This window comes from Xenorhabdus sp. Sc-CR9 (assembly GCF_963897815.1).
Classification (GTDB): Bacteria; Pseudomonadota; Gammaproteobacteria; order Enterobacterales; family Enterobacteriaceae; genus Xenorhabdus.
Window position 1 is genome coordinate 41,257 of record NZ_CAWQTY010000148.1, and the last position, 13,003, is coordinate 54,259.

General features: G+C 37.9%; 13 protein-coding genes and 1 pseudogene. 6 read left to right on the forward strand and 8 right to left on the reverse strand.

What is annotated here, in order from left to right:
- Positions 1–131 precede the first annotated feature (131 nt).
- Positions 132–1,304 (reverse strand): mannose-6-phosphate isomerase, encoded by a 1,173-nt coding sequence (gene manA / locus AACQ81_RS06995; RefSeq protein ID WP_237386758.1) that lies wholly within the window; start codon positions 1,302–1,304, stop codon positions 132–134.
- 173 nt (positions 1,305–1,477) lie between these two features.
- On the opposite strand from manA, the gene fumC reads away from it, so the two are divergent.
- On the forward strand, positions 1,478–2,872 hold the full coding sequence (gene fumC, locus AACQ81_RS07000; RefSeq protein ID WP_237386759.1) for a class II fumarate hydratase: 1,395 nt from the start codon (positions 1,478–1,480) through the stop codon (positions 2,870–2,872).
- Between the two features lie 77 nt (positions 2,873–2,949).
- Here fumC and tus read toward each other — a convergent pair whose 3' ends face one another.
- The gene (gene tus, locus AACQ81_RS07005; RefSeq protein WP_237386760.1) at positions 2,950–3,876 is read right to left on the reverse strand and encodes a DNA replication terminus site-binding protein; all 927 of its coding nucleotides are present in this window, start codon (positions 3,874–3,876) and stop codon (positions 2,950–2,952) included.
- 286 nt (positions 3,877–4,162) lie between these two features.
- Between tus and AACQ81_RS07010 the strand changes: the two genes are divergently transcribed.
- Complete coding sequence (locus tag AACQ81_RS07010) at positions 4,163–4,795, forward strand: helix-turn-helix domain-containing protein (protein WP_237386761.1); 633 nt, start codon at positions 4,163–4,165, stop codon at positions 4,793–4,795.
- A 97-nt stretch (positions 4,796–4,892) separates the two neighbouring features.
- Here AACQ81_RS07010 and AACQ81_RS07015 read toward each other — a convergent pair whose 3' ends face one another.
- Positions 4,893–6,131, reverse strand: coding sequence for an MFS transporter (locus AACQ81_RS07015; RefSeq protein WP_237386770.1), 1,239 nt, complete (start codon positions 6,129–6,131; stop codon positions 4,893–4,895).
- Positions 6,132–6,329: 198 nt separating this feature from the next.
- Between AACQ81_RS07015 and AACQ81_RS07020 the strand changes: the two genes are divergently transcribed.
- Positions 6,330–7,244 carry a LysR family transcriptional regulator gene (locus tag AACQ81_RS07020; RefSeq protein ID WP_237386771.1) on the forward strand — a complete coding sequence of 305 codons (915 nt, stop codon included), beginning with the start codon at positions 6,330–6,332 and terminating at the stop codon, positions 7,242–7,244.
- A 332-nt stretch (positions 7,245–7,576) separates the two neighbouring features.
- On the forward strand, positions 7,577–8,239 hold the full coding sequence (gene bioD, locus AACQ81_RS07025; protein ID WP_237386762.1) for a dethiobiotin synthase: 663 nt from the start codon (positions 7,577–7,579) through the stop codon (positions 8,237–8,239).
- Between the two features lie 78 nt (positions 8,240–8,317).
- Here bioD and AACQ81_RS07030 read toward each other — a convergent pair whose 3' ends face one another.
- The 3 genes from AACQ81_RS07030 to ydfG all read right to left on the reverse strand — a co-directional run bounded on the left by AACQ81_RS07030 (position 8,318) and on the right by ydfG (position 9,896).
- Positions 8,318–8,614 (reverse strand): DUF1161 domain-containing protein, encoded by a 297-nt coding sequence (locus AACQ81_RS07030; RefSeq protein ID WP_237386763.1) that lies wholly within the window; start codon positions 8,612–8,614, stop codon positions 8,318–8,320.
- 36 nt (positions 8,615–8,650) lie between these two features.
- Positions 8,651–9,010 carry a DUF1283 family protein gene (locus AACQ81_RS07035; protein WP_237386764.1) on the reverse strand — a complete coding sequence of 120 codons (360 nt, stop codon included), beginning with the start codon at positions 9,008–9,010 and terminating at the stop codon, positions 8,651–8,653.
- Positions 9,011–9,146: 136 nt separating this feature from the next.
- Positions 9,147–9,896, reverse strand: a complete 750-nt coding sequence (ydfG, locus tag AACQ81_RS07040; protein ID WP_237386765.1) for a bifunctional NADP-dependent 3-hydroxy acid dehydrogenase/3-hydroxypropionate dehydrogenase YdfG — start codon at positions 9,894–9,896, stop codon at positions 9,147–9,149.
- A gap of 493 nt (positions 9,897–10,389) precedes the next feature.
- On the opposite strand from ydfG, the gene trxA reads away from it, so the two are divergent.
- On the forward strand, positions 10,390–10,719 hold the full coding sequence (gene trxA, locus AACQ81_RS07045) for a thioredoxin (protein ID WP_237386766.1): 330 nt from the start codon (positions 10,390–10,392) through the stop codon (positions 10,717–10,719).
- Between the two features lie 123 nt (positions 10,720–10,842).
- Here trxA and AACQ81_RS07050 read toward each other — a convergent pair whose 3' ends face one another.
- Positions 10,843–11,502, reverse strand: a complete 660-nt coding sequence (locus tag AACQ81_RS07050) for a methyltransferase (RefSeq protein WP_237386767.1) — start codon at positions 11,500–11,502, stop codon at positions 10,843–10,845.
- A gap of 582 nt (positions 11,503–12,084) precedes the next feature.
- Between AACQ81_RS07050 and AACQ81_RS07055 the strand changes: the two genes are divergently transcribed.
- Positions 12,085–12,627: an RrF2 family transcriptional regulator gene (locus tag AACQ81_RS07055; protein ID WP_237386768.1), complete on the forward strand. Its 543-nt coding sequence runs from the start codon at positions 12,085–12,087 to the stop codon at positions 12,625–12,627.
- 279 nt (positions 12,628–12,906) lie between these two features.
- On the opposite strand, the pseudogene AACQ81_RS07060 reads toward AACQ81_RS07055, so the two are convergent.
- Positions 12,907–13,003: pseudogene (locus tag AACQ81_RS07060) on the reverse strand (IS5/IS1182 family transposase); the annotation flags it as partial.

The following is a 13,003-nucleotide window of genomic DNA, read 5'->3' on the forward strand; positions in this document are numbered from 1 at the left end:
TTTTGCGTTCTGTATTTATGCCAATTGTGGTTGTTAAGTGTATAGTCTAGTTAAAAAATGTTTAATTAATTTTCATTAAAAATGTGACTAACAACCGATGGGGACTCATATAACTAAATGAATATAAAAAATTAATTAAATACTTTGGCTAATTTACCATCACCATGAACAGTCACGGTTATTTCTATAGCAGATAAGAAAATTGATTCACCCGAGAATAATCTCAATTGCTGCTCATCAGTGCTAATAACTATTTGACCTTCAACACAAAATAGAACTGATGCAGAATCATTTTCCAATGTTATCGGTTGTTCTTGGATAGTATAAACAGAAAAACGAAAATCATTGACGGGAACAGGGTAGTCCAGCGCGTCTTTTTTCTGTTCTGGAATAGTCAGCAAGGTATTGGCAGGTTTTGGAATAAAGTCTAGATTAGCCATTAATTCTGGGACGTCGATATGTTTGCTGGTTAAACCGGCTCGTAGCACATTGTCAGAATTAGCCATAACTTCCAAAGCCACACCTTCAAGATAAGCGTGAGGAGTACGGGCATAAAGAAACATTGCTTGACTTGGTTTCAGTTCGACTACATTAAGCAGAAGGGGAGAAAATAGGCCATTATCATCAGGATAGAAGGTTGTCATCTTTCTGATGGTATCCCACGGTTCTCCTTGATGACTATTTAAAGCAGACTTCAAGACCGCAATGGCTAAACGTTTTTGCTTACCTTGCATATTCAATAACTGAGAAAAAAGAAATGATAGATTTTTCTCAGTCGGTTGCTGGATGAATGTCTGAATATCAGGGTGTGCGGCAGAAACATAACCCAGTAATTGCGCGCTCTCAGATAAAGGCCGAAAAGCATTCATCGCTTTAAATGGGGTGAGTGCATATACCAATTCAGGTTTATGATTATCGTCTTTATAGTTGCGTTGTGCTGAATCTAAAGGTAACCCTGCCATATTTTCTTTGGCGAATCCTTGTTCTGCTGATGTTTTGTCAGGATGAACCTGGATTGAAAGTGGCTGGGCTGCGCACAATACTTTGAACAAGAAAGGTAATCGTTGGAATTGCTGGGCCACTTTATCCCCAAGGTATTTTGTCGGCTCCTTGGCAATCAGAGTATTCAAGGTGATGGTTTCACCTGTTTGAGGATCGGCTACAAGTGAACTACATTTCGGGTGTGCTCCCATCCATAATTCTGCCATTGGCTGATTATCGGGGTTTCCGATACCATAAATATCCGTCAGAGCGGTTTTACTCCCCCAATCATAATATTGGATATTGTTGGTCATTTTCAGCATGGCGTAATTTCCTGTTGTAAAAAATAAATTTATTTATATGACTACAATACAATAAACACGATTAGGTCGCATTATCGATAATAAGTTTATGGCATTATAATGAGATGCCGACTAATTTATCTGCAAATTTTGTTCCGGCGTATTCAATTATTCTGTGTGCTAAGGAGATAGTAATGGCAGCCACTCGCATTGAAAAAGACTCAATGGGACCTATCGAAGTACCTGCTGACCAATTATGGGGAGCGCAAACCCAGCGCTCACTGGAGCATTTCCGCATTTCTCAGGAAAAAATGCCTGTTGCGCTGATTGATGCTCTTGCATTGACTAAACAAGCAGCAGCCAGCGTTAACATGGATTTGGGCCTCCTACCTAAAGAACGTGGTGACGCAATTATCGCTGCGGCGAAAGAGGTGTTGGAAGGTAAACACCCAACAGAATTCCCTCTTGCTATTTGGCAGACCGGTTCGGGAACTCAAAGCAACATGAACATGAATGAAGTGTTGGCGAACCGTGGTAGTGAGATCCTTGGCGGTCAAAGGGGCAACGAACGTTTGATTCACCCTAATGATGATGTCAACAAAAGTCAAAGTTCCAATGACGTTTTCCCAACCGCAATGCATGTCGCGGCTGTTGTTGCATTACGCGAACATCTGTTGCCGGAGTTAAAAGTATTACAAAAAACGTTGTCAGATAAAGCGGAAGCGTTCAAAAACATCGTAAAAATTGGCCGTACTCACTTACAAGATGCTACTCCTCTGACTTTAGGTCAGGAAGTTTCTGGTTGGGCGGCTATGTTGACACATAACCTGAAACACATTGAAGACAGTATTCCTCATGTATGTGAATTGGCTCTGGGTGGTACAGCGGTAGGAACGGGCCTGAATACTCATCCTGAATATGCTGTTCGTGTTGCAAAGAAAATTGCAGAGTTATCCGGTCAGCCTTTCGTAACTTCTCCTAATAAATTTGAGGCGTTGGCAACTTGTGATGCACTAGTTCACTCACATGGTGCACTAAAAGGTTTATCGGCATCGTTGATGAAAATTGCTAACGACGTTCGTTGGCTGGCTTCTGGCCCTCGTTGTGGTATTGGTGAAATTTCCATTCCAGAAAATGAGCCTGGCAGTTCCATTATGCCAGGTAAAGTCAATCCAACTCAGTGTGAAGCACTGACAATGCTGTGTGCTCAGGTTATGGGTAACGACGTTGCTATTAATATTGGCGGGGCATCTGGTAATTTTGAACTGAACGTGTTCCGACCAATGGTGATTGATAACTTCCTGCAATCTGTTCGTCTGCTGGCGGATGGTATGCGTAGTTTCAATGAGCATTGTGCTGTTGGTATTGAGCCTAATCATAGCCGTATCACTCAATTGTTGAATGAATCGCTGATGCTGGTAACTGCACTGAATACTCATATTGGCTATGATAAAGCGGCTGAAATTGCCAAGAAAGCCCATAAAGAAGGTCTGACTTTGAAACAGTCAGCGATGCAGTTAGGGTATTTGACTGAAGCTGAGTTTGATGAGTGGGTTCGCCCAGAGGAAATGGTAGGTAGCATGAAATAATGCTTGCTACTGAATGACCTATCTACGTTACTAACTAAAAAGGCCGGATCTGATTATGGTTCCGGCCTTTTTAGATCTTAGATTTCTCTGTAGAGATGTAGACGAGGAATAATAAGTTCAAGTGGTTTTGCTTTAGGCTTGTATCTATGTTTTATGGTATTGGCATTATAGTCAGGTAATGCACCGATTTTCGGTTTGATCTCACTATCTTCTGTATAGAAAACAATAACGGGAAGAGGGCATGCATATTGAACTTGTTTCTGTAACTCTGAATACCACACTCGGGTAATGGGTTGTACTTTCACTGGCCGTTTGATTTTCAGTACTGCATCATTCGGGAATTTTTTGATATCTGTAATTTCTAATTCGACTAATGCAGCCCATTGTTCACTGGAGTAGGGAGGGACTGCCCGTCCTGCGTTATGACTTTTCTCCAGCCGTTCCAGAATTTGTTGCTTAGTAACTTTATTAATAATATTTTTATTGGCCCAACCAAAATTGATGGAATCAGGGTTTAATAGGGGAGTAATGGTGCGATAAGCATTCAGAGTAATTAACCCTCTTAAATGATCATGAACAAATTCGAATCTCTGTTCTTTACTGATACCGGATTCTTTGGTAACAATATTTTCTAGTTCAGCTTTAAATTGATTCACTTCATTGATTACATTCACCGCTTTTTTGTACTGCTGGTGGCTTACAGAAAAACATAGCGCTCCTGGAAGCCGGCTTGCGGCTTTGCTACTTATATTGGGATTGTTATGGTGTATGAATAGCTTCTGATAGAAGCGTAAGCCTAAGTTGAGGGCTTCATTACCCTTCAGCGGGTTAACTTGAATTTCAGTTATTTGCTCATGTTCTTCACCTTTTTCGATTTGAGGTAATTCAAATACCCGGGCATCAATAAGTGGATAGTCAATTAACAGTCCAATCAGTTCAGATAACTTTTCTTCTTGTCTTTTGAAGCAAGCTGTAAGCGATTCTATTGAAAGGTATTTATTCATAATTATTCTCTACGGTTACACATCATAGCTTTTTGAATGCACTTAGTTACAACATTCTGTTAATTCAAAAACAACTCTCTCAAACATCAGCAATAAAATCAAACAAAAAATTCAATCATAAGTAAAAGATAAAAAGCATTTATTGCATAGTATTTCTATGTTGTGATAAAAATTTAACAGGAGGTATTTTATTCATTAATAGGGGTATTAGTGCTTCATTCTAAGTATTGATGCAATACTATTTATTTTTCCAAGTGGAATGAGTAAGGCTCTAAGGTTGTTAAATATGAAAAAATTACTCAAGCCTGTGAATTCTTTTAAAAAGGTTATCGATACATTATTACCATATTCAGAGTTAATTACGTCTGATTTACCGACACAAGGATTATTAATCAGAATCGAAGATGAGTTCGCTAAGTTTTTTTTATTGGAGCAAGGATACGTCAATATGCATAGAATAAATGACGATCTAATCATTGCTACTTTTTTTTCACCTCATATCATTGGCTTGTCTTTCTATTCTGGTTCTGAAATCTACTACTCACTTGAACTAGGGCCAAATTGTAAAGTACACCAAATTCCTAGGATTAGTGCGTTAAATGCCATAAAGAAGCATGATCTTTATAGGGAGTGGATGAGAATAATTTCGTATAAGATCTCCTTTCTTTATGCCAGAGATATCAGTATCTACCGCCATGACAACAAAGAAATTGTATGTAGTCTATTATCTCGTTTGATGGATCTACCTGCCGAATTTCGGGAAAATATCTCCGCCATCAAGTATATAGAGAAACGATGTACACTTTCTCGAAGTTGTATACAAAGAATATTGCTCTCATTGAAGAAGGAAGGGAATATAGAAATTATTGAGGGATATTTAACAAAGATTATTGCATTACCTAGTCAGTCTTATTATTGAAGGTTAGGGCGGAAAATAAACATAAACAAATAAGGCTATTTAAAGTGTCCCGTTTAAAAATTGCCGGTATTAAATGAATGCCGGCAATTTTATTTTATCATTTCTCCAATTGATTAAGTTTTAAGCTCAAAGAAAAAGCGACTATCATTAATAATGAAATAAATGCGGCAACACCGTTCCAACCAAAATGGAACCAAAATATGCCACCTAATGTTCCTGCAATGCTTGATCCTGCATAATAACCGAATAGATAAAGCGATGATGCTTGTGCTCTGGCACGCTTGGCTCTTTGTCCAACCCATCCACTAGCAACAGCATGAGCAGCGAAGAAGCCTGTCGTTAGTATCATCATTCCAAGCATTACAGCCCAGATAGGAGGAAAAACTGTAATTATGCAACCAATTAACATCATACTGATTGCAATTAATAATACTTTTCCTCTGCCATGTTTACTTGTTAACGCTCCGGCTTTTGTTGCGCTATAAGTTCCTGTCAAGTAAACAATAGACAGTAACCCTACCACAGTTTGGCTGAGATGATAGGGCGCTTCTAATAGCCGATATCCAATGTAATTAAACATCGTGATGAAACCGCCCATCAGTAAAAAGGATTCAGCAAATAGAAGAGATAAGCCTCGGTCACGGAAGTGTAATTTTAGGTTGATGATTAATGTTTTGGGTTTTAGTGGGCTGGATTTAAAATGTTTAGATTCTGGTAACATTTTCCAAAATGTTATGGCAGAGAGTAAAGCAAAAGTACCTAACAAAATGACAGAAAATCTCCAGGGAAAATGATCTGCAATCACGCCAGTAATTAAACGTCCGCTCATTCCACCCACTGAATTACCACTAATGTAAAGCCCAATAGATAAAGCAGCATAGCTGGGATGGATTTCTTCACTAAGGTAAGTCATTGCCACAGCAGCAACACCACTTAATGATAAGCCAACAAGTGCGCGGATAACTAAAATCCCGTGCCAACTTGTCATGACAGAACCCAAGAGAGTAAAAACAGCGGCAGCAGTTAACGAAATGACCATGACATTTTTACGACCAACAGCATCTGATAAAGGCCCGGTGATTAATAACCCCAGAGCCAGCATTCCTGTAGAAAGTGATAAAGCTAAGCTGCTACTGGCCGGTGAAACGTTAAATTCTTCTGACAAAATTGGCAATATTGGCTGAACAAAGTAGAGCAGTGCAAAAGTAGCCAGCCCAACGGTAAAAAATGATAGGGTTATACGCAAATATGCAGTATCTCCTCGCTGAATATAATGTTGCTTACGGATACTTTCATGATTTATCGGGCGGTCAACATTATGTTCAACACCAGAAATAACCGACTTTTCACTAACGCTTTGGATTCTATTCACGTTATTTCCTTATCTATATATCTACTCATTGTCTTTCAGGTTGTCGCTTTGTTGTAGAGACTTGATTTAGATCAAGGATATGAATCTGTGAATATTTTGTCTAATATATTAATCGTAACAAATAATACTTTTAAAATATCAATTGAGTGATAGGCAATGGCTATTAACATAGAACTTAGACACTTACGTTACTTTATTGCAGTTGCGGAAGAATTACATTTTGGGCGTGCTGCGGAGCGGTTAAATATCTCGCAACCACCATTAAGTCAGCAAATACAATCCCTTGAAGCAAACATAAATGCACAGCTACTCATGCGTAATAACCGGAATGTTAGCCTAACACCTGCCGGGCACATGTTTCTTCAGGAGGCATATCAAATCATCGCTCAAGTTGATGCAGCTGCAATTAAGGCCGCGCGAATGCAACAAGGTGAATTAGGGGAAATATCCATTGGTTTTACGTCCACCACCCCTTTTATGTATAAGATTGCACTTAGCTTACGCCAATTCAGGGAACGTTATCCTGATATCGCCATTCACATGCATCAAATGAACACTAAACAGCAAATAGCACCTTTGCAGACGGGTAGAATTGACATAGGAATTATGCGTAATACGTCATTACCAGATAATCTAGAACATCAATTACTCTTTCGAGAACGTTTTATGTTGGCAGTATATGATGGACATCCTTTACTTGATTACGCTGGTAATGGTGTTGAACTAGCAATGTTATCTGATTATCCGTTAGTGTTTTTTGAGCGAGATGTAGGAACGGCTTTGTATGATGAGATTATTTCTTTACTGGCGAATGTGGGAGTAACCCCGAAGATTTCACAAGAGGCGGGGGAAGCAATGACAATACTTGGATTAGTTGCAGCAGGATTGGGGGTAAGTATTATCACTGAATCATTTACCCGAATGAAACTGGATGGTGTCCAATATCTGCCTTTAGCAAATAATACTGCTTATTCTGAAGTCTGGTTGGTTAAACATAAAAATCGTAACAATAGTACTGCGGCAGATAGACTAACCAATCTTTTAATTTCAAACGTTCTTGATTTCAGACATGGCTGATAAAAATTTTTAATAAAAAAAGTGATAATTACTAAGTTCGTGTGAAAGATCACATTTCTACCTCAAACGGATATCTTCTCATTTAAACAGCGACATAATTAATTTTTTAGCGGCGTGAATTAAATAATGGGAGGCGGGGTGAGTATTGATATTCAACCAAGTCATATCGACCAGATCATGCAAGGATAAAAATAATAGATAACGTATAACAGGAAAAACATTGAGCTAACGCAATCCCTATCTCAAACACATCTCCTACACTCTAAACTTGCTCGTTAAAAGAGTAACCGATCTATCTGTACTGTTATTACGGAAAACGGAAAAATGAATTTATGTTAACGCGCTTATTTGTCACAGGCACGGATACCAACATCGGTAAAACAGTTGTTACCCGCGCATTACTGCAAGTTTTTAATCGTGAAGGAGCCACCGCAGTTGGGTATAAACCCATTGCGACAGAAAAACAAGAAACACCGGAGGGAATACGTAATCATGATGCCTTAGTCATACATAAATCTTCATCAGTTCAAGTAGATTATGAAGAGATCAATCCTGTTATCTGGGAAAGCAATTACGGAGAAAAAAATCGGGCTGATTTTATTCAAATGACAAAGGGCCTGAAAAATTTAGGGGGCAAAGCTGATCGCGTGATCATCGAAGGTAACGGTGGTTGGCGTATGTTACTAGACGATGAGACGTTTTATTATGATTGGGTTGTACAAGAAAAACTTCCAGTTATTTTAGTTGTGGGAATTCAAGCCGGATGTGTCAATCATGCTATTCTGACTGTTCAGTCAATTATTAATGATAATGTACCTTTAATTGGCTGGATTGCTAATCGCATTAATCCTGGATTAGCTCACTATGCTAAAATACTGGATAGGTTACGTTGTCACATACCAGCCCCGCAGTTGGGGGAAATTCCTTATCTTTTCAGGCCAGAAGAACGTGATTTATCCTGTTATTTAGATGTTTCTGTTATTAGCGGGCTTTGATAAGTAAATAAAAAAGGGAGCATTACTTACTCCCTTTTTTATTTTTATGTTCACACTGAACTGATCTCGATAAGAAAGTTACATCTGATCTTTCTTTTTGTCGGTAGTGGCACTGGATACATCTGTGTGGGAAAGACGGATATAAACTATTTTTTGCTTGCCGAGATCACAGTGACCAACAACTTTTCCACCGTTTGCTACAGCATCGTCTTTAGGAACGACATCAAGCCTAAAATTCGTTTCGGAAACACCATTTTTAATGATTTTTTGCGTAATTTCCTCTTTCAGACTTTCACATGTCGTTTTCTGTGAAGCTTGCACTGTAAGAGGAGAAAGTACAAAAAACAAAGCACCAGTCAGTAGGATCTTTTTCACCCTCATCTCCTTATATTGATGTTGGTGTTGAGTCTATCAAGGTTTGATCGGACGACCTGTATTGATATCCAGACAACGTTTTGTATTTGGTTCCCAATAAGCGTTAATATTGGCGCTTTTTAGACAGTCGTCACGATTATCAACTTCTGCGTCATACTTATCAAATTCTTTCTCTTTCCTATTGCCTATTTTTTGACGCAATCCTTTTTGTTCATTCCATTCTTCTTTACTTTGACGAGCCTTTTCTTTATTCAACGAAGTCTCACCCCCATTGATAATCACGCAAGTACTATCTGATGTACAGGACGCAGAAAATGCCGATGATTGCCAAAATAGCGATAACATTAATGCAATAGCGGAAATGCTTTTAACAATCAAAGAACTATGAATGCGCATGTTTAAACCTCTTTCATGGAGCTATTTACTAAATAGATTATTATAAGACTAGGGCATTTATAGAAACTACTAAAAAAGATTAACGGACTACCTAGCTTTCAAGTTAGATAAAAAAGCTGACAATTTGTAAAAATAACTATTGGTTTCTATGTACACTTAAACCTGCAAATGACTGACAAACTGGCATCATTTCTAATGTATTAATATTGACACGAGAAGGGAGGTTCGCAACCCAAAATACTGCTTCTGCAATATCATCGGCAGTGAGAGCATCAACTCCTTCGTAAGTTTTATTAACCTTGCCCCCATCACCTTTAAAGCGAACATGAGAAAATTCTGTTCCGCTAACAAGCCCAGGTTCAATATCAGTAACTCGAATATTCTTCCCTTGTAAATCAGCTCGCAATCCTAGACTAAATTGTTTGACAAAAGCTTTGGTAGCACCGTATACGTTGCCACCGGCATAAGGCCAGCTCGCTGCGGTGGAACTAATATTAATAATATGTCCGTGATTAGCTTGTACCATATCAGGCAGCAGGACACGTGTCATATTCACCAGTCCTTTGGTATTAGTGTCAATCATTGTATCCCAATCATCCGGGTTAGTTTGATGAGCTGGTTCTAACCCTAGTGCAAGCCCTGCATTATTCACAAGAACATCTATACTACGCAGCGAGTCGGGTAATTGCTGAGCTACTTGCTCAATAGCGGTACGATCTCTTACATCAAGCTGAATGGGATGGAAGTTTTCTCCTAACTCTTTTTTCAACGCATCTAATCTATCCTTACGACGTCCTGTAGCAATAACTATGGAACCATGTTTGATAAATTTTTTAGCGATAGCTTCACCAAAACCGGAAGTTGCTCCTGTAACAAAAACAATCATAATTAGACTCTTATCTGTGATGATTAATTGTATGGCTGGGAAATTATTTAAAAAATAAATAACATACCAGAATTGTAGATCACTTCCTTACTCCTCATGATGCGAGGGGAAACGATTTTTACCACATTTTGACCAATTTTTTACGTAACCAAAAGTCATTTTTCTTGATGATTCCTTCAATAAATCAACTAACAATATATTTGACGGAATAGGGGACTGACATTTTGTTTCAACTCTATCAAAAGCAGGTAGTGTAAACCCAGTGCTTTTCTTCAGTTTTTAAAATATAGTTTCTCAATAATAACTAAAAAATTTTCGTGGAAAGAGTGAAAAATTCGAACGATCAATGGTTGATATTATCCTGATATTCAATAGAATAATTGAATAAAGTTCATTTGAGATAACACTAGTCTAGACTGATAAACTCTATGACTGATTTATCATACTGAACTAAAAGGATTTTTAGGCATAAATGACATTATGTGGAGAAATGATGAGTAATCTAATTGAACTGTTTGAAAATAATTTTGATGATGTAGTGACCTCAAACACAGAAATTTCTGTTGTCCGGTTTTGGGCACCTTGGTGTGGCCCATGTCGTATGGTTGCTCCAATATTTGAGAAACTATCCGAAGATATGGGCAAAAGCGCAACGTTCGGAGAGGTGGATATTGATGAAGCACCTTCCATTGCTGCACGTTATGGGATTCGTAGTATCCCAACCACTGTTGTATTCAAAAATGGCAAGCCCGTTGATGCATTGGTTGGTGTAGCTTCACTTTCTCAGTTTAAAGAGATGCTTTCAAAAGTATTGGATTCTTAAATTTGTTAAGGTTGTATAAAGTGAAAGTGGTTGTATTGAATTAGTGAGTACAACCACTGATTCTTGATAGAACATTCAAGACATCGGAACATAGCCGGCTTTTTGTTGGAGGTTGTATCGAGTTTATTTTTTTATTTCATGAAAGCTCCACCATACCCCAAACTTTTTCTCTCTTTTTTCTTTTTGCATAACTGAATACTTTTGAAGTGTTTTGTAGAATACCTCTATTGGGCCAAATTCTGCGAATGTCATAAACATTACCCCTTCATCTGTCAGATAATTACGATATTGGCTAAAAAGGGTTTCTCCATAACTTGATATAGTATGCCCTGAAAGGCTTTTTTCTGACCAAGATTCAGGAGAAATTGGCCCATTAGCAAATATGTAATCATATTTACCTTCGACAGACTCAAAGAGATTACTATTTATAAAATGAATATCAGTAATTTTATTCAGATAAGCATTATTTTTAGCATGGTATAATATATGGTCATCGATATCTGTTGCTGTTATCAAAGATGCACCATTAAGGGCAGAATAAATGGCAAGAACACCACTGCCAGTTCCTATATCAAGAATTTTTTTCCCCGTAATATCATGATGTATAATGTTTTTTATGAGTAATGGCGTAGAATACGTTTGTAATGGGGATGGAAGGAATGCTTGAGGAATAACAGATAATTTAATTCCTGCCAGTGTTATTTTTACAGGAATTCCATTATTAGTTCTTAATCTTTCCTTTTCCAACCACCATTTTACATAATTTTTGCTGTTTTTATTCATGGCAAACTCCTTTTGTTAGGATTATTCTCAATTATTAAAAATAGAGATAGTCGAGTGTTTTTTATTTAACGTACTCAACCATACAAAAATTGATGTTTATTTCATCATTAGAATAAAGGCTAATAACCGATAACAATCTGCAAAGGTCAAAACAGTTTCATTTCAGATAGTGGGAATAATGCTGAAAATTTCTTTCAATCTCTGAATATTGTTGCCACCAAGTCTATCAACATGCTGTTAATTTACGCTATTACAGATTTTGTTACGGGAGTTTTTTTTGATGGACATTTAATTACTATTCCTCAGGCGATTCTGTGTTAATAAAAATAAGATGCGTTGGTAGGGCAGTATTATTGGGCTACTTCTGGTGGTGGTGTTGAACATAAGCTCTTTGACGAGGCGGTCTTGAAGCTTAACCGAAATAGCACAACAACTGATTAAGTACTCTTCATTTGATACTTAATTCCTAATGCTGAAAGTTGGTTAAAACAAGGATTAAGATTATCCTAGTTTATGTTGACAGGTAAAACGGAGACATGTATTGTCCTCGTTTATAAATTAGCGCTTAGGAAGTTTGAAAAAATGGCATACATTACCGTCAGTGTTGAATATGGAATTCATTGTTTACTCTGGTTCGTTGATAACCCTGATCGTTCTCTTAGCAGTAGAGAATTGGCAGAGCTGCAAGGCATCTCTCCAAGTTTTCTTGCAAAAATTTTACCTCGCCTTGAAAAAGCAGGAATAGTTAATTCAAATGAAGGTATCCGTGGTGGCTATCGATTAGCTCTTCCTGCTGAAAAAATTACTTTTTTATCTATTATTGATGCTATTGAAGGGCATAAACCCCTCTTTGAATGTCAGGAAGTACGCCAGCGTTGTGCTATCTTTGAAAACACTAACCTACCAGATTGGGCCATTTCTGATACATGCTCAGTTCATAAAGTAATACTTCAGGCTGAAAAAGCAATGCGTGATGTGTTGGCTAACCAAACGCTTGCCGATGTGGCTGCACGTTTATGTCAGATCGCCCCAAAAAAATTTTATAGAGACGTCAACTCTTGGATGGATAAAAAAATAGAGGCACGAACAATTCGTACAAATAAAGGGGAGCGAGGAAAAACTTAATATCTGGGGTCTGTAAAATAGGAAATCACAACCTTTCCTTTCTGAATAACTACGTCTTTTAAAGATGGGAAAGGTGTATTACCTAAAATCTGTAAACAGTCCCTTCTAATTAAATTAACCTTCTAAGGAATTCAACAATGACAGCTAAAATTGTGATTGCAGGCTCCGGCTTTGCCGGTTTTTGGGCTTCTATCTCAGCAATGCGAGTAATTTCACAAGCTAATAAAGAAGATAGCATTAAAGTTATATTAGAGCGTGTTGACCTTTGTTGTACATGTTTCAATCGACCCACATAGGGAGCCACATGATTGAAAATGCCAAAGCAACGAGACTTTCATAATTTCTTGCTAATTTGTCATACCGAGTAGCTACTGCT